Origin of the sequence: Thalassovita sp. (assembly GCF_034670005.1) — a bacterium.
GTDB lineage: Bacteria > Pseudomonadota > Alphaproteobacteria > Rhodobacterales > Rhodobacteraceae > Thalassobius.
Genome location: NZ_JAXMOH010000011.1, coordinates 1 through 18,936, shown reverse-complemented (window position 1 = coordinate 18,936; position 18,936 = coordinate 1). Strand labels below are relative to the sequence as shown.

The 18,936-nt window shown below is 58.8% G+C and carries 22 protein-coding genes and 1 tRNA gene; 9 read left to right on the top strand and 14 right to left on the bottom strand.

Annotated elements, in window-relative coordinates:
• Nucleotides 1-9: 9 nt before the first annotated feature.
• Nucleotides 10-801, top strand: coding sequence for an amino acid ABC transporter ATP-binding protein (locus VOI23_RS15880; RefSeq protein WP_323785933.1), 792 nt, complete (start codon nt 10-12; stop codon nt 799-801).
• A gap of 78 nt (nt 802-879) precedes the next feature.
• Here the strand turns inward: VOI23_RS15880 and VOI23_RS15875 are convergent, their stop codons facing one another.
• Nucleotides 880-1,290 (bottom strand): MarR family transcriptional regulator, encoded by a 411-nt coding sequence (locus tag VOI23_RS15875; protein ID WP_323785932.1) that lies wholly within the window; start codon nt 1,288-1,290, stop codon nt 880-882.
• A 169-nt stretch (nt 1,291-1,459) separates the two neighbouring features.
• Here VOI23_RS15875 and VOI23_RS15870 point away from each other — a divergent pair, with 169 nt between their 5' ends.
• Nucleotides 1,460-2,338, top strand: a complete 879-nt coding sequence (locus tag VOI23_RS15870; protein WP_323785931.1) for an EamA family transporter — start codon at nt 1,460-1,462, stop codon at nt 2,336-2,338.
• Here the strand turns inward: VOI23_RS15870 and VOI23_RS15865 are convergent.
• Genes VOI23_RS15865 through argB form a run of 4 tightly spaced genes read right to left on the bottom strand, consistent with a single transcriptional unit; the run spans nt 2,335 to nt 5,161 of the window.
• The gene (locus VOI23_RS15865; protein WP_323785930.1) at nt 2,335-2,826 is read right to left on the bottom strand and encodes a histidine phosphatase family protein; all 492 of its coding nucleotides are present in this window, start codon (nt 2,824-2,826) and stop codon (nt 2,335-2,337) included. The two genes, VOI23_RS15870 and VOI23_RS15865, sit on opposite strands and share 4 nt — an antisense overlap.
• A complete protein-coding gene (locus VOI23_RS15860; protein ID WP_323785929.1) occupies nt 2,823-3,491 on the bottom strand; it encodes a ferredoxin in 669 nt (222 codons plus the stop codon). The genes VOI23_RS15865 and VOI23_RS15860 overlap by 4 nt, the downstream gene beginning before the upstream one ends.
• Nucleotides 3,458-4,252: a sterol desaturase family protein gene (locus tag VOI23_RS15855; RefSeq protein WP_295537426.1), complete on the bottom strand. Its 795-nt coding sequence runs from the start codon at nt 4,250-4,252 to the stop codon at nt 3,458-3,460. The genes VOI23_RS15860 and VOI23_RS15855 overlap by 34 nt, the downstream gene beginning before the upstream one ends.
• A gap of 60 nt (nt 4,253-4,312) precedes the next feature.
• Nucleotides 4,313-5,161 (bottom strand): acetylglutamate kinase, encoded by an 849-nt coding sequence (gene argB / locus VOI23_RS15850; protein WP_323786073.1) that lies wholly within the window; start codon nt 5,159-5,161, stop codon nt 4,313-4,315.
• A 131-nt stretch (nt 5,162-5,292) separates the two neighbouring features.
• Here argB and VOI23_RS15845 point away from each other — a divergent pair, with 131 nt between their 5' ends.
• Complete coding sequence (locus tag VOI23_RS15845) at nt 5,293-6,027, top strand: SDR family oxidoreductase (RefSeq protein ID WP_323785927.1); 735 nt, start codon at nt 5,293-5,295, stop codon at nt 6,025-6,027.
• A gap of 41 nt (nt 6,028-6,068) precedes the next feature.
• Here VOI23_RS15845 and yihA read toward each other — a convergent pair whose 3' ends face one another.
• From yihA to ttcA, 5 genes are all read right to left on the bottom strand, one after another.
• Complete coding sequence (gene yihA / locus VOI23_RS15840) at nt 6,069-6,719, bottom strand: ribosome biogenesis GTP-binding protein YihA/YsxC (RefSeq protein WP_323785926.1); 651 nt, start codon at nt 6,717-6,719, stop codon at nt 6,069-6,071.
• On the bottom strand, nt 6,719-7,468 hold the full coding sequence (locus tag VOI23_RS15835; protein ID WP_323785925.1) for an MOSC domain-containing protein: 750 nt from the start codon (nt 7,466-7,468) through the stop codon (nt 6,719-6,721). The genes yihA and VOI23_RS15835 overlap by 1 nt, the downstream gene beginning before the upstream one ends.
• Nucleotides 7,465-9,276, bottom strand: coding sequence for a membrane protein insertase YidC (gene yidC, locus VOI23_RS15830; RefSeq protein WP_323785924.1), 1,812 nt, complete (start codon nt 9,274-9,276; stop codon nt 7,465-7,467). Before yidC ends, VOI23_RS15835 begins: the two co-directional genes overlap by 4 nt.
• Nucleotides 9,277-9,388: 112 nt before the next feature.
• A complete protein-coding gene (locus tag VOI23_RS15825; protein WP_323785923.1) occupies nt 9,389-10,909 on the bottom strand; it encodes a putative bifunctional diguanylate cyclase/phosphodiesterase in 1,521 nt (506 codons plus the stop codon).
• 59 nt (nt 10,910-10,968) lie between these two features.
• Nucleotides 10,969-11,838, bottom strand: a complete 870-nt coding sequence (gene ttcA / locus VOI23_RS15820; RefSeq protein WP_323785922.1) for a tRNA 2-thiocytidine(32) synthetase TtcA — start codon at nt 11,836-11,838, stop codon at nt 10,969-10,971.
• A 460-nt stretch (nt 11,839-12,298) separates the two neighbouring features.
• On the opposite strand from ttcA, the gene VOI23_RS15815 reads away from it, so the two are divergent.
• On the top strand, nt 12,299-12,958 hold the full coding sequence (locus VOI23_RS15815; RefSeq protein WP_323785921.1) for a DUF2202 domain-containing protein: 660 nt from the start codon (nt 12,299-12,301) through the stop codon (nt 12,956-12,958).
• Nucleotides 12,959-13,197: 239 nt separating this feature from the next.
• Nucleotides 13,198-13,527, top strand: coding sequence for a hypothetical protein (locus VOI23_RS15810; RefSeq protein WP_323785920.1), 330 nt, complete (start codon nt 13,198-13,200; stop codon nt 13,525-13,527).
• A 2-nt stretch (nt 13,528-13,529) separates the two neighbouring features.
• Here the strand turns inward: VOI23_RS15810 and yidD are convergent, their stop codons facing one another.
• From yidD to rpmH, 3 genes are read right to left on the bottom strand one after another with little or no spacing between them, the layout of a single operon-like run.
• Nucleotides 13,530-13,793 carry a membrane protein insertion efficiency factor YidD gene (yidD, locus tag VOI23_RS15805; protein ID WP_323785919.1) on the bottom strand — a complete coding sequence of 88 codons (264 nt, stop codon included), beginning with the start codon at nt 13,791-13,793 and terminating at the stop codon, nt 13,530-13,532.
• Nucleotides 13,790-14,209: a ribonuclease P protein component gene (gene rnpA / locus VOI23_RS15800; RefSeq protein WP_323785918.1), complete on the bottom strand. Its 420-nt coding sequence runs from the start codon at nt 14,207-14,209 to the stop codon at nt 13,790-13,792. The genes yidD and rnpA overlap by 4 nt, the downstream gene beginning before the upstream one ends.
• Before the next feature lie 22 nt (nt 14,210-14,231).
• Nucleotides 14,232-14,366 carry a 50S ribosomal protein L34 gene (gene rpmH, locus VOI23_RS15795; RefSeq protein ID WP_005632162.1) on the bottom strand — a complete coding sequence of 45 codons (135 nt, stop codon included), beginning with the start codon at nt 14,364-14,366 and terminating at the stop codon, nt 14,232-14,234.
• A gap of 287 nt (nt 14,367-14,653) precedes the next feature.
• Here rpmH and VOI23_RS15790 point away from each other — a divergent pair, with 287 nt between their 5' ends.
• From VOI23_RS15790 to VOI23_RS15775, 4 genes are all read left to right on the top strand, one after another.
• Entirely contained in the window at nt 14,654-15,394 is a 741-nt protein-coding gene (locus tag VOI23_RS15790; RefSeq protein WP_323785917.1) for a TVP38/TMEM64 family protein, read from the top strand.
• Nucleotides 15,394-16,809: a dihydrolipoyl dehydrogenase family protein gene (locus tag VOI23_RS15785; RefSeq protein ID WP_323785916.1), complete on the top strand. Its 1,416-nt coding sequence runs from the start codon at nt 15,394-15,396 to the stop codon at nt 16,807-16,809. Before VOI23_RS15790 ends, VOI23_RS15785 begins: the two co-directional genes overlap by 1 nt.
• A gap of 19 nt (nt 16,810-16,828) precedes the next feature.
• Nucleotides 16,829-18,247: a HAMP domain-containing sensor histidine kinase gene (locus tag VOI23_RS15780; protein WP_323785915.1), complete on the top strand. Its 1,419-nt coding sequence runs from the start codon at nt 16,829-16,831 to the stop codon at nt 18,245-18,247.
• 107 nt (nt 18,248-18,354) lie between these two features.
• Nucleotides 18,355-18,431 (top strand) — tRNA-Arg (locus VOI23_RS15775).
• A gap of 251 nt (nt 18,432-18,682) precedes the next feature.
• On the opposite strand, the gene VOI23_RS15770 is transcribed toward VOI23_RS15775, so the two are convergent.
• Nucleotides 18,683-18,936, bottom strand: a 254-nt coding sequence (locus VOI23_RS15770) for a hypothetical protein (RefSeq protein WP_323785914.1), incomplete at its 5' end; no start/stop codon positions are given.

Below are 18,936 nucleotides of genomic sequence, written 5' to 3'. Positions count from 1 at the left end.
AGATCACATATGTCTGATCTTGCAACCGACCGTAAAATCGACCGTTCCAAGATGCAGGTCTCGGATGAGGTCGCCATCGAAATCAGTGCCATGAACAAATGGTACGGTGCGTTTCATGTGCTGCGCGACATCAACCTGACGGTGAATCAGGGTGAACGGATCGTGATTGCCGGACCGTCAGGGTCGGGTAAATCGACCCTGATCCGCTGCATCAACCGGCTGGAAGAACACCAGCAGGGCCGCATCGTGGTCGATGGAACCGAACTGACTTCGGACCTGAAAAATATCGACAAGATCCGGTCGGAAGTCGGGATGTGTTTCCAGCACTTCAACCTTTTCCCGCATCTGACCATCCTGGAAAACTGCACGCTGGCACCGATCTGGGTACGCAAGACACCCCGGAAAGAGGCCATTGAGACGGCGATGCATTTCCTTGAGAAGGTCAAGATCCCCGAACAGGCCGACAAGTTTCCCGGTCAGTTGTCGGGCGGTCAGCAACAGCGGGTGGCGATTGCGCGCAGCTTGTGCATGAAGCCGCGCATCATGCTGTTTGACGAACCGACTTCGGCGCTGGACCCCGAGATGATCAAGGAAGTGCTCGACACCATGATCGAGCTGGCCGAGGAAGGTATGACCATGCTGTGTGTGACCCACGAAATGGGCTTTGCGCGGCAGGTGGCCAACCGGGTGATTTTCATGGATCAGGGCCAGATCGTCGAACAGAACGAACCAGAAGAGTTCTTTAACAACCCGCAAAGTGAGCGGACCAAGTTGTTCCTGAGCCAGATTCTGGGTCACTGAGGGTTATGAAATCGGGGGCGGTTGTCGCCCCCTTCCGGGCGTGCCTCTCTGGGGCGCGCCTTTTTCTTTGGCTGACCCTCAGTCATCTGGCGGCTCGAAAGCGGCAAGCCATTTGGCCAGCAGCCGGTCCAGTTCTTCCTGTTCCTTGGCGTTCAGCGCTTCGGTCATGCGGTTCTGATTGACGACATGGTCGGAAACGCAGGCATTGATCAGGTCAAGCCCCTTCACCGTCAGTTGTACCACCACGCTGCGGGCGTCCTGAGCCGACTTCTTTCGGTCGACCAGCCCCTTGGCTTCGAGCCGGTCCAACCGGTTGGTCATCGTGCCCGAGGTCACCATGGTCCAGTCCATCAATTGCGATGGCGTCAGCGCGTAGGGCGCGCCGGAGCGGCGCAGCGTGGCCAACACGTCGAAGCTGGCCGCGTTCAACCCATGAGCGGCAAATACCGTATCCAACCCTTGGGTCAGATGAGTCGTCAAACGCTTCATTCGTCCCATTAGCCCCATGGGACGTAGTTGAAACTCCGGGTGCTCGGCCCTCCATTGGGCCAAAATTTTGTCGACATGATCCATGGTTAGCAGTTTTCCCAATTAATATCTTGACGTCAAGGTTTTCTTGAATATCTTGACGTCAAGATAAAATGAACGGATATTGGATATGTCACGACAAACCGATCTGGCCCTAACCGGCCTTGCCCCGCTGATCTGGGGCAGTAGCTACATTGTCATCACCGAACTGATGCCCGATGGATTTCCATTGACGATTGCAATGCTGCGTGCGCTGCTGGCCGGGCTGATCCTGCTGGCCCTTGTGCGGCAATTACCGGGGCGCGATTGGCTTGGCCGCATCCTGCTGCTGGGCGCTCTCAATTTCTCGATTTTCTGGGCGGCGCTGTTCGCGGCGGCCTACCTGCTGCCGGGTGGTGTGGCCGCGACGCTGGGGGCGGTGCAGCCGCTGATCGTGCTGGGGCTGGCGCATATTCTGCTGGGCAGCCGGGTAACCGGGTTGGGCGTGGCGTCTGCACTGACCGGCATGGTCGGTGTTGCTCTGCTGATCCTTGGACCCGAGGCGCGGCTGGATGGCTTTGGTGTGATCGCGGCACTAATCGGGGCCGCATCTATGGCTGCGGGCGTAGTGCTGACCCGCAAATGGCAGCCGCCAGTTGCGCCGGTCACCTTTGCAGCGTGGCAGTTGACCGCCGGAGGGTTGATTTTGTTGCCTATCGCACTGTTGCTGGAACCCGGATTTCCACGCCCCGATTTCGATGCTGCTATCGGTCTTGCCTGGCTCAGCGTGATCGGCGCGGCGGCGACCTATTACCTGTGGTTCCGCGGAATCGCCCGGCTGGGACCGGCGGCGATCACCGGATTGGGCTTTCTCAGCCCGCTGAGCGCGGTTCTGCTGGGGTGGCTGGTGCTGGGGCAGGAACTGTCAGGGTGGCAGATGACAGGCGTTTTGGTCGTTTTGGCCAGCATCTGGGCCGGTCAGCGGGCGCAGCGCCCCGGACTGGTGCGGTTTGGGCTGGCAAAAGCCTAGATCAACTGACGAGGTATGATGAAATCGACAAGCCTGCCGGTGCCGGTCTTTGCGCCACCCCAATCGGCAATCGGCAGGTCGATCACGCTGGTCGCGCCGGTGGGATAGCGAAGAAAATCGGCATTCCCCGGCGCGGCGGTCAGCGCGGCCGCGAAGTCCGCGATACCGGGGTTATGAGCGATCATGAGTATGGTGGGCATCTGTTCCGCCTGTTGCAGTTGCTGCATCAGCACGCCGGGTGGGGCGAGATAGAGCTGAGGAAGCAACCGTACCTTGGCGCCAAGGTTCAACCGGTCAAGGGTTTCGCGGGTGCGGACCGCATCCGAACACAGAACCAGATCGGGCAAATAGCCACGCCCGCGCAGCCAACCCCCTAACGCCGTGGCCGACAGCCGCCCGCGTTTGTTCAGTGGTCGGTCATGGTCGGACAGGCTGGGATCATCCCACCCGGATTTGGCATGACGCATCAGGATCAGGCGCAGGGTCACAAGAAAGCTTTCATATGGAAGGCGGATTGTTCGGCCACCCTGCCATACCCCCGGCTGATCGGGCAAGCGCGTCTGACAAGGCAGCCGCCAGTCATGCAGTCGTCCCCCGCATCCGAGCGCAGGAAAGATTTGCAGGCAGGAACGTCATAGCCACGATCCGAAAGGGCGGCGATGGGGCAGGCTGTCAGGCAGGGCCTGTCGGCGCAGCTGTTGCAGGGGGATGCCGCAGGTTGAAGCGGTAGTGTTAATCTCTCGGCAAAGCCCAATGCGCCCCTGTAGGACACAAAGAGGCCCGCCCGGTCATGCACCAACAGGTGAACCGGCGATTGCCAGGCCCGCCCACTGTCCAAAGCCCAGCGGATGAATGGGTGATAGGGCGGACCGCCAAAGGGGAAAAACGCCTTGGCCCCGAACTCATCTGCCAAGGCCCCGATCACCCGGGTTGACCAACGGTCAATCGCGTCAGGATTGCCATCGCGATATTCCGGGCTTTGAATAAATCCGGGCCAGAAACCAGGTTCGCGCGGTCCCAGCAGAATCAGCGTTCCGATCCCTTCCAGATCGGTCGGGTGCAGCGCCCCGAAGATTTCTAAGGCGCTCTTATCGGCGCGGATTTCCAGCGCGGCGAGCGTCATTTGCGGAAAAACGGCAGGCTCAGTGCCCATCCGAGTTTGGTCGGTCTGTCATCCTGCCATTGCAGGCCGATGGTCATGTCGTCATGTCCCGCTTGCGGTTGGGCGATGTAGGTACCTAAAATCCTATCCCAGATCGACAATGCAAAGCCATAGTTGCTGTCATGTTCGTGCCGATGCACCGAATGGTGCACCCGGTGCATGTCGGGCGTTACCAGAACCAATCGCACAATCGCGTCCAGCCCCAGAGGCAGGCGCAGATTGGCGTGATTGAACAGGGCGGTGCCGTTCAGGATGATCTCGAACAGGATAATCGCCAAGGCAGATGGCCCGATCAGATAGACCAGCCCGATCTTCAGCAGCATCGAAAAGGCGATTTCAACCGGATGAAAGCGGATCGCGGTGGTGACGTCGATATCGCGGTCGGCATGGTGGACCCGGTGAAAGCGCCACAGGACAGGCACTTTGTGGGTAATCAGATGCTGGAACCAGATCGCGAAATCGAAAATGAGGATCGCCAGCATGACCTCAGCCCAGACCGGCAGGTCGATCCTATTGAACAGGCCCCAGCCGTTTTGTCCGGCATCCACTGCCGCGCCCACTGCCAGCAGCGGTAATGCCAGAGCCAGCGCCCTGAGCGCGATGGTGTCGATGATCTGCATCGCCCAATTGGTGAGCCAGCGTTTTGATCTGGGCTGAGTACGCGCTTTGCGCGGGGCTAGGGATTCGAGTAGCGCAAACAGGCTGAACAGGCCCAGAAAGGCAGTGAGGCGAATGATGGCTTCGTTTTCCATATGTCCAATCTAAGCTCACTGCGGAGACTGGCAATAGACATATTCAGAAAAATATATACTTTATCCGCGGATCAGCGACCCGGCACCATGTTCGGTATAAAGTTCCAGCAATGCGGCATTGGGTGCACGCCCGTCCAGAATCACCACCCCGCGCACGCCCTTTTCGATCGCATCGAGAGCGGTTTCGGTTTTCGGAATCATGCCTCCGGCAATGGTGCCATCTGCTATCAGCGCACGCACCTGTTCCGACGTCATTTCGGTCAGAACCTCGCCATCCTTGTTCTTGACCCCTGCCACATCGGTCAGAAGCAGCAGGCGGTCAGCCTGCAACGCCCCGGCTATGGCCCCGGCAGCGGTGTCGCCATTGACGTTAAAGGTTTCGTTGTCATTCACGCCAGTGCCCACTGGCGCGATTACCGGGATGATACCGGCATTATATAGATCACGGATCACCTGCACGTTCATTTCGACCGGCTTGCCGACGAAACCCAGTTCCGGATCGTCCGGTTCGCAGACCATCAGATCGTCATCCTTGCCGCAGATACCAACCGCGCGGCCACCTTCATCGTTGATTGCCTGCACGATTCGTTTGTTGACCAGGCCCGCCAGCACCATCTCGACCACCTCGACGGTGGCCTTGTCGGTGACTCGCTTGCCGCGGACGAATTGGCTTTTAATGCCAAGCTTGTCCAACATGCTATTGATCATCGGACCGCCGCCATGCACCACGACCGGGTTGACCCCGACTTGCCGCATTAAAACGATATCGCGGGCAAAATCCGCCATGGCCTCGTCGTCGCCCATCGCGTTGCCGCCGAATTTCACCACCACAATCGCCCCGGTAAAGCGCTGCAGATACGGTAGGGCCTCGGACAGGGTCCGGGCGGTGGCGATCCAGTCGCGGTTCATGCTCTGCTTTCTCATTGAATCCATCCCTAAACGGTTTCTGTGTTACCGGCTTCGCGTCGCCAAGCCAAGTGTCCCGTTGCACTCGTCCGCCCGAATGCTAGGGTTCGCGGGCACAGTGTGGGGCTGCATCAATGGAACAGTACAAGAAAACGCTTTTGTTGACCGGGGCCAGCAGGGGGATCGGACATGCCACGGTGCGGCGGTTTAACCGCGCCGGATGGCGTGTGATTACCTGTTCACGGGCGCCGTTTCCCAGCGAATGCCCGTGGGGCGGTGGCGAGGAAAACCATGTTCAGATCGATCTGGCCGACCCTTCCGACACGATCAAGAAGGTGTCAGAGATCCGCGACCGGCTGGACGGTCGACTGGACGCGCTGGTCAACAATGCCGGGATTTCACCCAAAGGCGAAGGCGGCGCGCGGCTGAACACGTTGGACACCGACCTGAAAACATGGGGGCATGTGTTCCACGTGAATTTCTTTGCCTCGGTGGTTCTGGCACGGGGGTTGCGCGAGGAATTGGCCGCCGCCAAGGGCGCTGTGGTCAATGTGACGTCGATTGCGGGCTACAGGGTGCATCCCTTTGCCGGGGCGGCCTATTCTACTTCCAAGGCGGCACTGGCGGCCCTGACGCGCGAAATGGCGCATGATTTCGGCCCTTTGGGGGTGCGGGTCAACGCGATTGCGCCGGGTGAGATCGAAACCGATATCCTTTCGCCCGGCACAGACAAGATGATTGAGGATATTCCACTGCGCCGGTTGGGCCATACCGACGAAGTGGCCAACACGATCTATTTCCTGTGCACTGATGCGTCGTCCTACATCTCGGGGACCGAGATCGAGGTGAATGGCGGTCAGCATGTCTGAGCGCGGCTGAGGCGGGCGCGGCCCGCCACGCTTTCTTTTCGTCAGATGAGTGATGCGATGGTACTGCGCAGGGTGGGGATACCGTCGCCCTTTTCACTGGAGGTCAGGATCAATTCGGGGAAGGCGGCGGGGTGTTTCGCCAGTTTCTCACGCACCTGTTTCAGCACATTTTCGCGGTCCTGTGCCTTCACCTTGTCGGTCTTGGTCAGTACGCATTGGAAGGTCACGGCGGAACTGTCGAGCAGCGACATGATTTCCTCGTCCACCGCCTTGATGCCGTGGCGCGCGTCAATCAGCACGAAGGCGCGGCGCAGGTTCTGGCGGCCAGACAGGTATTGTTTCAGTAGCCGTTGCCATTTTTCCACCACCGCCAGCGGCGCATTGGCAAAACCATAGCCGGGCAGGTCAACCAGATAATGATCATCATTGACCGTGAAGAAGTTGATCTCCTGCGTCCGCCCCGGTGTGTTGGACGCCCGGGCCAGACCCTTGCGCCCGGTCAGCGCGTTGATCAGCGATGATTTTCCGACATTGGAACGCCCGGCGAAACAGACTTCAAGCCGGTCCGAGGGCGGCAGGCCGGACATTGCCACGACGCCTTTGAGGAAATCGGTCTGACCGGCGAAAAGCTTGCGGCCCTTTTCGGCGCTGATCTCATCGGGTTCGTCGGCAAGCGGAAAGGGCAGTTGCATTACAGGATCTCCACCTTGTCGTTGATCGTTACCGTGCCCGATTTGGTGACCCGGGCATAAACGCCAAAATCCTGGTGACCAAAAGCGGCGTTCAATGCGCGCAATGTATCCGCATCTGCATGGCCTGTCTCGGGGTTTACGGTGGTCGCTTGGCAGCGGGTGATACGGGTTTCCACCTTCAACTCGGCAGCGCCGATCCGAATGGTTTTTCCGATAAGGTCGAATTCCGCAAAGGCAGGCCAGCCATCAATCCACAGATTGCCCCGGAACCGGTGAATCGAAAGGTCCGTCCCCATCTGTTCCCCGAGCGTTCTGAGCGAGCTGAGGTTCAGGACCGAGACATAGGGCTCGGGTACATCGGTCATCGCCTGATCTTTCAGGCTGACCACCTGGGCCGGGGCAGGGCGATTGTCGGGCCAGAAAGGGCGCAGCCAGTCGATCAGGGCGGCACCGTCCTCTAACGGTCGCACCGTGATGCTGTCGGCTTCTGGATGGGTTAGGGTGACGGTTTCGTCGGTCTCGTTGAGCGCTGCTTGAACCGCCATCAGCGGATGCCCGGCCACGCCGCGGATGAAATTGCCCTTGGCCATCCATTCGGTTGGCTGACCATTGAGCTGGGCCGCGTCATGCGCCACGGCCCAATGCCGGTCGAAAGGCAGAACGCGCCCCTCCGTGAGGGGCGCGCTTTGCAGGTCCTCATATCCGATCGACTTGATCGGATGGCGGACAATATGGGCCAGATGGCTCATTTTTCCGCCGACTTCTTACGCTTGAAGCTGCTTTTGATATTACCGAACACGTCCGGTTTGAAACCGTGGAAACGCATGATCGAATATTGCTGGATGAAGGTGATCGTGTTGTTGGTGATCCAGTACAACACCAGACCGCTGGCAAAGCTGCCCAGCATGAACATGAACACCCACGGCATCCAGGCAAAGATCATCTGCTGTGCCGGGTCGGTGGGGGCCGGGTTCAGTTTTTGTTGCAGCCACATCGAGATCCCCAGCAGGATCGGCAAGACACCCAGAGAGATGATCGCCAGGATCGAGTTTTGATCAGGCGCAGCGAAAGGCAGCAGACCAAACAGATTCAGGATCGAACTGGGATCGGGGGACGACAGATCGCGAATCCAGCCCAGCCAGGGGGCCTGGCGCAGCTCCATCGTGACCGAAATCACCTTATAGAGCGAAAAGAAGATCGGGATCTGGATCAGAAGAGGCAAACAACCCGAGGCGGGGTTCACCTTTTCCTTCTTGTACAGTTCCATCATGCCCTGCTGCACCTTCTGGCGGTCATCGCCAGCGGCTTTCTTCATTTCTTCCATCTTGGGCTGCAATTCCTTCATCTTCGCCATCGAAGAATAGGATTTATAGGCCAGCGGGAAGACGATCGCCTTGATCACGATGGTCAGGCCGATGATCGACCAGCCCATGTTGCCGATCAAGCCGTGCAGCGTATGGAGCAACCAGAAGATTGGCTTGGTGAAGAAGAAGAACCAACCCCAGTCGATTGAATCGATGAAACGGGTGACGTTGTCGTCTTTTTCGTAGGACCGGATGGTTTCCCATTCCTTGGCGCCGGCGAACAGACGCATATCGGCTTCGATCGTTTCGCCGGGGGCCATGGTCAGGGTCTTGAGCACCGCTTCGGTCTGATAGACGTCGCGGGCTTCGTCGTATTTCACCACTGATTTGAACGGCGTGCCTGCGGCGGGGATCAGGGTCGACATCCAGTAGTGATCGGTAAAGCCGACCCAGCCTGCTTCGGTGACCTGGGTGACCTCGGCCAACGTACCTTCGCGTTCATTGTAGTCGAGCTTGGTGATTTTCTTGTATTTGGTTTCGTTCAGTTCCCCATCCGACATGGAGATTGACCCCTTGTGCACGATGGGCGAGCTTTTGTCGCTTAGCGGTTCGCCGTGGCGCGCGATCACGCCATAAGGGGCCAGCGTCACCGTGGCTGTGCCACTATTCTGCACGCTTTGGCGGACCGAGAACATGTAGTTTTCATCGACCGTCATTTCGCGGCGGAAGGTCAGACCCGCGCCGTTGTCCCAAGTCAGGGTAACCGGGCTGTCGGTCGACAATGTGCTTCCGCTTGTAACCGACCAGATTGTGTTGGCGCCAGGTACCTGATCCAGCGTAAGCCCTGCTCCCGGGGCCCAGCCCCACAGCGCGTAATAGGGATGCTCGGTGCCCAGCGGCGCCAGCACTTCAACATTACCGGAATCCGAATCCAGAGTGTCGCGGTAATCCTTCAGCTGCAATTCGTCGATCCGCCCACCCTTGAGCGAAATCGACCCGGCCAGGCGCGGGGTGTCAATGGTCAGCCGCGGAGCGTCGGCGCCGGATTCGACCACGGCGGTCAGTGCTGCGGTCCCGGTGCTGGCGGGTTCAACCGTGGGCGCGGTGCCGACGGCGGGGGCCTGCTGGGTCGCAACAGCGGCGTTGGGATCGGCGGCGTCCTGTTCCGGAGGGGGAAACAGAAGGAACCATACCAGGATTACGGCAAAGCTGAGAGCGGTTGCCAAGATGAGGTTTTTGTTCTGATCGTCCATCGGGGGTGCGTGCCTGTCCTTGGAATTCTTCGGTGCCGGTTCAACAGAGTGCGGCCCCAAAGGTCAAGCGGATTCACCCAATACCGCCTGATCTGCGGCGTTTCGGTAGGGCTTAGCCGGTGCGGCGTCCGATCCGAGGGGTATTCTTGCGTTTTATGTCATTGTTGCGAATCCAGTCCAGAGTCTGGTCGAACGGCATCGGGCGTGCAATTCCGAAGCCCTGAACATGGGTGCAGCCAAGCTGTGCCAGCATGGCATGTTCCCCGGCGGTTTCCACCCCTTCGGCGACGGTTTCCAGCCCCAACCGATCCGCCATGGTCAGGATCGCTGCGACCATTTTCTGCTGCTCGGGGTCGGTGTCGACCTTCATCACAAAGGATCGATCGATCTTGATCCGCCTGACATCGAACCGACGCACCGAAGCGATCGAACTGTGACCGGTGCCGAAATCATCAAGGTCGATAACGCAACCGAGTTTCGCCAGCGCGTTGATATTGCGCGCAATCACATCGTCGGGCGAGGCCGAAACCACGGTTTCCAGAACTTCAACCGAGAGACGGTTCGGCGATAAATCCAGACGGTCCAGTTCCCATGTCACCCGGTCGGCAAGTTTCGGATTGCGCAATTCGGCCGAGGCGAAATTGACCCCGATTCTGGGAACCTCAACCCCGGAAGCATCCCATTTGGCCAGCGCCAGCAACGACTGGGTCAGCATCATCTCGCCCAGGTTTTCGATCAACCCGCAGCGTTCAAGCAGCGGCAGGAACTCCGACGGCGGCACCACGCCGCGGTGCGGATGGATCCAACGCGCCAGCGCCTCGAACCCGGTGACCTGGCCGGTATCGGTCGAAATCTGAGGCTGGAACCAAGGTTGGAACTGGCCGGTTTCCAGTGCCCGTTCGATATCGCGGGCCATTTCGACATGGCCACGATGCACCGTTTTCATACCCGGGGCATAGCTGCGGATTGCCGAAGGACCGTTGCTGCGGGCATCGTCCAGCGCCGCTTCGGCGGCATCGAGCAGGTCATCGGATTGTGGTGTACCGACCTGGCCATCCAGCACGAACCCAATGGAGCAGGAGACATAAACGCTGCTGGCGTCGACCGATATCGGATCCTCGATCGCGGACTGCAGGCGGCGGGCCAATTGTATCGCGGTTTCCAGGTCGATCTGGCGCACCGGCGCCAAAACCACTGCATATTCTCCGGCGTCGCGTTGCAGTACGTAATCGCCCTGTCGCAGCGCCGATCCAATCCTGTCGACCATCCGGCCGGAAATCCGTTGCGCAACGCTGCGCCCGTGATGGTCGATCAGCTTGTCGAAATCATCCAGCGCCAGCAGGAAACAACCCAGATGCAGATCTTTGCGCCGGGCCCGAACCAGACTGTCGCGCAGCAGGTCGGGCAATTGCGGCGGGCTGTCGTCAATCAGCGCGGGACGCCATTGGGTGAACCCGCCTGCGACGCCAAAAAGCACCGGCAGCCCCAGCGAAACAATCAGCAGCCAAACTTCGCCGCCCAGCCAGAAGGCCCCCAGCACGACGGCGGGCAGAAAGGCGAGGATATGAGGTCCGGACAGTGCGCTGCGCAGCTTGCGGCGCAGTTCTTCCATCGCCCGCGGGATGTGCTGCATGATAAATGCCCTTTTCGCAAAACTTGCTGAAAGGCTAGGGCGAGAATCTCAAGAGGGGCTTAACGAAGTTTGGGAATAACGTCCGAAATCTGGTCAATTTTATCGTTACCCAACGTTAACCCTGCGAAGTCGAACAATTTCGGGTCCAGCATATGCGAGGGCCGGATATTCATCAGCGCCCGGAACATGACCTGACGGCGGCCGGGGCTGTTCTTTTCCCACTGATCGAGAATCTGTTTAACCTGCTGTCGTTGCAACCCGTCCTGCGATCCACACAGATCGCAGGGAATGATAGGATAGTTCATCGCGCGGGCAAATTTTTCGCAATCGGCTTCGGCAATATGGGCCAGCGGGCGATAGACGAACAGGTCGCCTTCCTCGTTCACCAGTTTCGGCGGCATGGTGGCCAGACGTCCGCCATGAAACAGGTTCATGAAGAAGGTTTCCAGGATGTCGTCGCGGTGATGGCCCAGCACCACGGCGCTGCAGCCTTCTTCGCGTGCGATCCGGTAAAGGTTGCCACGGCGCAGCCGCGAACACAGCGCGCAATAGGTCCGGCCCTGCGGCACCTTATCCATCACAATGCTATAGGTGTCCTGATATTCGATTCTGTGCGGCACCTGCATTTTTTTCAGGAATTCTGGCAGCACCGTGGCCGGGAATCCCGGCTGGCCCTGATCCAGGTTGCAGGCCAGCAACTCGACCGGCAACAGCCCGCGCCATTTCAGCTCATATAGCACCGCCAACAGGGTATAGCTGTCCTTGCCACCCGACAGGCAGACCAGCCATTTGGCCCCCTTTTCCACCATGCCATATTGTTCGACTGCTTCGCGGGTATAGCGTACGATCCGCTTACGGAGCTTCTTGAACTCTGTCGTTTGCGGGGCACCGTGGAACAGCGGGTGAATTTCATCTGCATCGTCAAGCATGTCGGGCCTCCGAAAGATCAGCGGCATATGCCATGCGGTCGCGGCGTTGCAAAGCCCTATGCGGCTTTCGGCCTGAAATTACGGTGATTCCGGTTTGATAAACTGACCAGAGAGGGGCGTTTGATGCGAGAATCGCATGATCAGAAAATGGTCGTATCTGGTCCGTTTTTGTGCGCATTGCATGTCCGGTCAAAATCAATGTTCAGGGGTAGGGTGACACCGTAGGTGCCCCACTTTTAACTTGGACTACTCTGATGTTGCTGCTCACAAGCTCTCTGGTGTGACGTCGGGTTTCTGACAGAAAAGAAGTCTTTATTTCAAGGGTTTGGGCGGGGTTTTGCCTGCCTATTGGCGGGAAACGGCTGGACTGTGTCTGGTGACTTGCCCAGCTGCGGGTTTTCACATATCAAAATTGGAATATTATTAATGAGTGAAATGCGCACCAAGAAGAGGAAGAAAAATGGTGAAAGCTAGGTTTCAGTATCAATACGGTAAAGAGTTCGGAAGCAGGGACGGCGGCCCACGCCATCAGGTCGAGCAAACCGCAGAAACGGTTGTCCGACCCATTTCGGTGACCTATGGCAGCGAAACGAACGTTGAATCTCTCTTTATCGACAAGAGGGGCGGAGAAACGGGTTTCTGGACCGGCGAGACGGACAGGCAAACCCTTTCGGCCACCTATAGCGACGAAGCGATCAGCGAATTGCTTTTCATGATCGAAGAGGAAAAACTTGCCGGTGATGTCTACGAGGCCTTCTACGATCTCTATGGGCTGAACATTTTCGCGAATATCGCGGCATCCGAAGACCAGCATTTCAACGCGCTGATCAACCTAGCCGAAAGCATCGGGCTGGACGTCGACGAATTCGTCTACGAAGACGGCGGCACCTTTATCAATGCAGATCTGCAGGACATGTACGATGAACTGATCGCGCAAGGCACCGAATCGGTCCGGGCTGCGCTCGAAGTCGGCATGGCGATCGAGAAGAAAGATATGGTCGACATCGCCGATGCCGCTGAGGCGGTCGAAGGCACGGCACTTGCCTCAATCTACGAAAACCTGCTGGCAGGGTCGGCCAACCACTTGGAGGCGTTTCAGGACGCCTTGCTGTTGGCCTGAACCTGAGGGCACAACTGGACACAACCGCAGGCCGGCAGGAATGCCGGCCTTTTTCGTTGCGGCAGTGGCAGGGCAGGCGCCAAGGTTTTACCCGTCTGACGGATTTGAACTGGCTGTCGAAGATTTCACACGAGTTGTGTGTGGATTGATCTGGCTCAATCTAACCGCGTAAGAGCCCAGCTAACGTATCTGCATTGGCGCGGCCCAAAGGTTGGGCAGCAATTCACGGGGGTACGGGAATGGCATCTGTTTCAAGCTTTTCATTCGATCTGGAGGCGCAGGGGCGCAAAGCCAAGCTGCATATCAAGATCGGGGCGGCACCGGGCATTGAGGAATGGCGCAGTTACCCGCCCGAATTTCTGGGCGCAACCAATGGAACGGTGGCTTGGCGAAAGAACGAAATCGGGTTATTTTCAGACTCTGGTAATCTGGAAGGGGCCTTTACCTACGGAATTCTTGTCATCCCCGAAATCGGGCTGGACAATGTCGCGATCGGCACCGTGGGGAACGCACGGTTCGAAAACTGGGGGCCGGGCAAATGGATCCTCAAGAACAAGCTGGTGAATTGACCCTAGGCCCGGTCTTTGCCGCAGCGCGCATCATGGTCCGGATCGCAACCCGGCACTGGGTCATAGCCATCCCCACCCAAGGGATGACAGCGCCCGATCCGTTTGGCGGCCAGCCAGCTGCCCTTGATCGCACCATGCTTTTCCAGCGCTTCCAGCGCGTAGGCGCTACAGGTGGGTTGATAGCGGCAGTTAAACCCGACCCAGGGGCTGAAGATCAGCCGATAGGCCCGCACGGGCAGGGCGGCGATATGGGCAAGCGGGGTCATGTACGATCCTGATGCAGCTTCTTTAACGCAGAGATAAGATCGTTTTGAAGCTGATCAAAGGGGCGCGACGCTGTGACCTCGGCTCTGCCGATCAGAACATAATCCCAGCCATCACGGCCATGATCCGGCAGGATCAGCCGCGCCACTTCGCGCAGCCGCCGTTTGGCGCGGTTGCGTGCCACGGCATTGCCGACCTTCTTGGAACAGGTAAAGCCGACGCGGATGCCCTGCGTCGGCTCATCATTGCTGCGTCTGCGCGCCTGCACCATCATGCCGCCGGTGCCCTGCCTGCGGGCGCGGGCCGCACGCAGGAAATCGGGGCGTTTTTGCATGGTAGACAGGCAAACAGAAACCGCCGGGGGGGTGATCCCGGTGTTGGCGTTAACGCCATTCACAGGGGCCTCCGGCGGTGTCATCTGTCCGTCAAATCGGCTGAGCTTATGCGCTCAGCGACTTGCGGCCACGGGCGCGGCGCGAATTCAGAATCTTGCGGCCTGCTTTGGTGGCCATACGCGCACGAAAACCGTGGCGCCGTTTGCGAACCAGGTTCGAGGGTTGGTAGGTGCGTTTCATCGCTCCGTCTCCAATTCAACTGTGGCCTGGCGAGCGGATTCGCCCGGCCCGATATATCCGAAGCCCGTCCTATAGGGGGGAGTGTCCGACAAGTCAAATACCAGATCGGGCTTTTGCAACAAAAAAGCCGGGGAAACCGGCATAGGCCATCGCAATTGTTACAAAAGCCCGATTCAGCGAAGAATATACATGATTTTCAGGCTGAATGATCAAGCCACTGTGATGTCCCTGTCAAATCGGCGGCGAAACGCGCATCTTGTTTTTCACACAAATAGAAAAGCGCCCCGATGACGACACCCGGTTCAGAAAAAACGCCCCGCCGCCGCCATGTTGTGCATTACATCCCTATGATCGCCATTGCGACGGTGGCGGTTCTTGGAGCAGTGTATCTGCGCGACTACCTGTCCTTTGAAGCGTTACAGGAAAACCGCCAGATGCTGTTGGATTTGCGCGACGAGAATTATGCGCTCAGTGCCTTGCTTTTCATGGCGGCCTATGTGGCGATTGTCGCCTTTTCTTTGCCAGGGTCGGCGATTTCGACACTGACGGGCGGATTTCTGTTCGGCATCTTTCCCGGCGTTCTATTCAATGTCACGGCGTCGACCATCGGTGCGGCCCTGATCTTTTTGGCGGCAAAATGGGGTATGGGTGACCGGCTGGCCGACCGGATGGAGGCCAGCACGGGCACGGTGAAGCGGATCAAGGATGGAATCGATGAAAATCAGTGGTCGATGCTGTTCCTGATCCGTCTGGTCCCCGCAGTGCCGTTCTTTGTCGCCAATCTGGTGCCTGCCCTGGTCGGCGTGTCACTGTCGCGCTATCTGGTTTCGACGTTTTTCGGCATCATTCCGGCCGGTCTGGTTTTCACCTCGGTCGGTGCCGGGTTGAGCGAAGTGTTCGAGCGTGGCGAAACCCCTGATCTGGGCGTGTTTTTCGAACCTGCAATTCTGTTGCCGCTGCTGGGGCTCTGCGCGCTGGCGTTGCTGCCCGTACTCATTAAGGCCCTGCGCGGCCGGAAAGGAATCTGATGACTCGGATAAAAACCGATCTTCTGGTCATCGGAGCCGGATCCGGTGGCCTGTCGGTTGCTGCCGGAGCGGTGCAGATGGGGGCCGATGTGACCCTGCTGGAAGGCGACAAAATGGGCGGCGATTGCCTGAATTATGGTTGCGTGCCGTCCAAGGCGCTGCTGGCCGCCGGTCACGCCGCCCATGCGATGGGGGCGGGGGCCGCGATGGGCATCACGCCGGTTGTGCCGGAAATCGACTATGCGGCGGCCAAGGATCATGTGGCGGGGGTGATCGGCCAGATCGCGCCGGTTGACAGTCAGGAACGGTTCGAAGGTCTGGGCGTTCGGGTAATCCGTGAATATGGCCACTTTACCGGGCCGCGGACGGTCCGGGCAGGCGCCACCGAAATCACCGCGCGGCGCATCGTGATTTCGACCGGGTCGTCCCCCTTGGTGCCGCCGATCCCGGGGCTGGGTCAGGTGCCCTATCTGACCAATGAAACCCTGTTCGATCTGCGCGACAAACCCGATCATCTACTGATCATCGGCGGCGGCCCCATTGGCATGGAAATGGCGCAGGCGCATCGTCGTCTGGGCTGTCAGGTAACGGTGATCGAAGGCATGACTGCGCTGGGCAAGGACGATCCGGAACTGGCCGCGATCGCGCTGGAAAACCTGCGCGCCGAAGGTGTCGAGATTGTCGAGAATGCGCAGGCGCAGCAGATCACCGGTCGGGACGGACAGATCACCGTTGAAACGCCAAAGGGCGCATTTACCGGGTCACATTTGTTGGTCGCGGTGGGGCGCAAACCGAATATCGACACGCTTGATCTGGAAAAGGCCGGGATTGAAACCACCCGCGCGGGGATCAAGGTCGATGATCGTCTGCGCAGCAGCAACCATAAGGTTTATGCGATCGGCGACGTTGCGGGCGGGCTGCAATTCACCCATGTCGCGGGGTATCACGCCGGGCTGATTATCAAGCAGGTGCTGTTTGGTCTGCCTGCACGGGTCAACACCGCGCATATCCCCTGGGCCACTTTTACCGACCCGGAAATCGCCCAGGTCGGCCTGACCGAAGCGCAGGCACGCGACCTGTATGGTGACAGGATGGAGGTCGCCCGGTTCGACTACAGCCATAACGACCGCGCCATCGCTCTCCGGCAGGACAAGGGGCTGATCAAGGTGATGGTGGTCAAAGGTCGCCCGGTCGGGGCCTCGATCGTCGGCTATCAGGCCGGCGAATTGATTGCGACCTGGTCTCTGGCCATCGCCAATAAGATCAAAATGTCGGGCATTTCTGCCATGATTGCGCCCTATCCCACCATTGCAGAGCTTAACAAGCGTGTTGCGGGGGCCTATTTCTCTCCCAGACTGTTTGATAACCTAGCGGTCAAACGGGTCGTCCGGCTGGTGCAAAAGCTGCTGCCGTGACCCGCATGACGGAGTGTATATGCTGAACACGCTTTCAGGCCGTTTTTTGGTGCTGACCATCATCTTCGTGATGCTGGCAGAAGTGCTGATCTTTGTACCTTCGGTCGCGCGATTCAGAGAGGACTACTTGCTCTCGCGTCTGGAACGGGCACAGATCGCATCCTTGGCTCTGCTGGCCGACGACATGATTTCGCCCGATCTGGAAGAGGAATTGCTGCGCAATGCCGAGGTGTTTAATGTGGTGCTGCGCCGCGATGAAGCGCGGCAGCTGATCCTATCGGCACCGATGCCGCAATCGATCGGTGCCACCTTTGATCTGCGTGATGCCCCCGCCTTTACCCTGATCCGGGATGCCATGGCCCGGCTTGCCAATCCCGAACCACAGATCATCCGGGTCATTGGCGACCCGGTGCGCAAGGCTGGGCTTCTGATCGAGATCACGATGGAAACCGGCGGGTTGCGCACCGCGATGATCGATTACGGGTTGCGCATCCTGCTGCTGTCGGCGCTGATTTCGGTGGTGACGGCGATGCTGTTGTTCCTGGCGGTGCAAAGGTTTCTGGTCCGCCCGATCAAAGGGATGGTGCAGCAGGTTCAAGCCTATGCGGCCGACCCCGAAGACGCCCGCCGTATCATTCAGCCACAATCCAGCCTACAGGAATTGCGCCACGCCGAAGAGGCGCTGGCCTCAATGCAAAGCCAGCTGACCAGCGCGTTGAAACAGAAGGAAAGACTGGCCCAACTGGGCGCGGCGGTGGCCAAGATCAGCCATGATTTACGCAACATGCTGACCAGCGCGCAATTGTTCACCGACCGGATCGAGATGTCCGAAGATCCCGGCGTGAAACGCCTGGCACCCAAACTGGTGAATTCGATCACACGGGCGGTGCACCTGTGCGAATCCACCTTGGCCTTTGGTCGGGTCGAGGAACCTGCCCCAAGGCTGGAACGGGTCCGTCTGGCCGATCTGGTCAGTGACGTGATCGACAGTGAAAGATTGTCGGTGGGCGATCACGATCTGTCCTTTTCCGAAGACATTCCGGCGGATTTCCATCTGCGCGCCGATTCCGAGCAGCTGTACCGCGTGATTTTCAATCTGGTGCGCAATGCCCGTCAGGCGATCATACGGTCAGGGGCGCCGGGTGAAATCAGCGTGGCCGCCTACGAAGACGATGAACAATGGATCGTCCGGGTTTCGGATACCGGTCCGGGCCTGCCGCCGAAAGCGCAGGAATTCCTGTTCACCCCGTTTCAGGGGGGCGCCAGCAAGGGCGGCACCGGGCTGGGGCTGGTCATTTCACAGGAATTGGTGCGTGGCCATGGCGGCCAATTGCGGCTGCGCCAAACCGGAGCGGACGGCACCGTGTTCGAAATCTGCCTGCCCAAAGGCGATCTCAACGAGTTCACGGCCCTCCAACGGGTCGAGGCGGCGTCCTGATCTAGGGGATTGAAAACGTACGATTTCCAAGCCAGTTCAGCGGATTGGAAGTTTCTTCAATTTTGCCCTTGCAAAGGTACGCGGCAAGGTCTAAACCCCGCCTCCACGGACCGATAGCTCAGCTGGATAGAGTACCTGACTACGAATCAGGGGGTCGGGGGTTCGAATCCTCCTCGGTCCGCCACAAAAACCCTGTCAGATGCCAAGCAAAACCGACTTTTGTGACAGGTAGCTGACCCAGGCGGCGGAACTTCCTGAAATCATAGCGACGTTGCTCAGTTGAGCGGGTGATCGTAAGATCCGGCCAATCCAGCCTTTGTCTGATCTCGGAAGCCTCGCTTGGTCAAAAGCCTACCTGCCACTCCCGGAACGAATTTCCCCCAATTGCCGCTGACGGTGGCACATGCCGCGTGTGAGCCCGCTACTTCCTTGCTGTCACGACTTGCGGCCAGGAACGGCGCCGTTTCGATGCAGAGGTTCTGCGGAGACATTGCCTTTCCGATCGACCCGCTCTTTCGGGGTGAGAAGGTGGCCATAGAACAATTGGCCCAGCTTGCAGGGTGTGTCCGTCGTCAGAGTTTTTCGGAATGCTGAGCTTGTTTCGTAACGGAGGCTCTGGTTCGGTTTGTATTTGAGTTTATGCGGCAGCGGATTGGTGCTGCAAGCGACGTTTTCGGATCGTCTGTTTC

What these genes read in the sequence shown, in the direction of transcription:
- VOI23_RS15880 (WP_323785933.1), top strand. Translation starts at nt 10, where the DNA reads ATGTCTGATCTTGCAACCGACCGTAAAATCGACCGTTCCAAGATGCAG.
- VOI23_RS15875 (WP_323785932.1), bottom strand. Translation starts at nt 1,290, where the DNA reads ATGAAGCGTTTGACGACTCATCTGACCCAAGGGTTGGATACGGTATTT.
- VOI23_RS15870 (WP_323785931.1), top strand. Translation starts at nt 1,460, where the DNA reads ATGTCACGACAAACCGATCTGGCCCTAACCGGCCTTGCCCCGCTGATC.
- VOI23_RS15860 (WP_323785929.1), bottom strand. Translation starts at nt 3,491, where the DNA reads ATGGGCACTGAGCCTGCCGTTTTTCCGCAAATGACGCTCGCCGCGCTG.
- VOI23_RS15855 (WP_295537426.1), bottom strand. Translation starts at nt 4,252, where the DNA reads ATGGAAAACGAAGCCATCATTCGCCTCACTGCCTTTCTGGGCCTGTTC.
- argB (WP_323786073.1), bottom strand. Translation starts at nt 5,161, where the DNA reads ATGAACCGCGACTGGATCGCCACCGCCCGGACCCTGTCCGAGGCCCTA.
- VOI23_RS15845 (WP_323785927.1), top strand. Translation starts at nt 5,293, where the DNA reads ATGGAACAGTACAAGAAAACGCTTTTGTTGACCGGGGCCAGCAGGGGG.
- yihA (WP_323785926.1), bottom strand. Translation starts at nt 6,719, where the DNA reads ATGCAACTGCCCTTTCCGCTTGCCGACGAACCCGATGAGATCAGCGCC.
- VOI23_RS15835 (WP_323785925.1), bottom strand. Translation starts at nt 7,468, where the DNA reads ATGAGCCATCTGGCCCATATTGTCCGCCATCCGATCAAGTCGATCGGA.
- yidC (WP_323785924.1), bottom strand. Translation starts at nt 9,276, where the DNA reads ATGGACGATCAGAACAAAAACCTCATCTTGGCAACCGCTCTCAGCTTT.
- VOI23_RS15825 (WP_323785923.1), bottom strand. Translation starts at nt 10,909, where the DNA reads ATGCAGCACATCCCGCGGGCGATGGAAGAACTGCGCCGCAAGCTGCGC.
- ttcA (WP_323785922.1), bottom strand. Translation starts at nt 11,838, where the DNA reads ATGCTTGACGATGCAGATGAAATTCACCCGCTGTTCCACGGTGCCCCG.
- VOI23_RS15815 (WP_323785921.1), top strand. Translation starts at nt 12,299, where the DNA reads ATGGTGAAAGCTAGGTTTCAGTATCAATACGGTAAAGAGTTCGGAAGC.
- VOI23_RS15810 (WP_323785920.1), top strand. Translation starts at nt 13,198, where the DNA reads ATGGCATCTGTTTCAAGCTTTTCATTCGATCTGGAGGCGCAGGGGCGC.
- yidD (WP_323785919.1), bottom strand. Translation starts at nt 13,793, where the DNA reads ATGACCCCGCTTGCCCATATCGCCGCCCTGCCCGTGCGGGCCTATCGG.
- rnpA (WP_323785918.1), bottom strand. Translation starts at nt 14,209, where the DNA reads ATGACACCGCCGGAGGCCCCTGTGAATGGCGTTAACGCCAACACCGGG.
- rpmH (WP_005632162.1), bottom strand. Translation starts at nt 14,366, where the DNA reads ATGAAACGCACCTACCAACCCTCGAACCTGGTTCGCAAACGGCGCCAC.
- VOI23_RS15790 (WP_323785917.1), top strand. Translation starts at nt 14,654, where the DNA reads ATGACGACACCCGGTTCAGAAAAAACGCCCCGCCGCCGCCATGTTGTG.
- VOI23_RS15785 (WP_323785916.1), top strand. Translation starts at nt 15,394, where the DNA reads ATGACTCGGATAAAAACCGATCTTCTGGTCATCGGAGCCGGATCCGGT.
- VOI23_RS15780 (WP_323785915.1), top strand. Translation starts at nt 16,829, where the DNA reads ATGCTGAACACGCTTTCAGGCCGTTTTTTGGTGCTGACCATCATCTTC.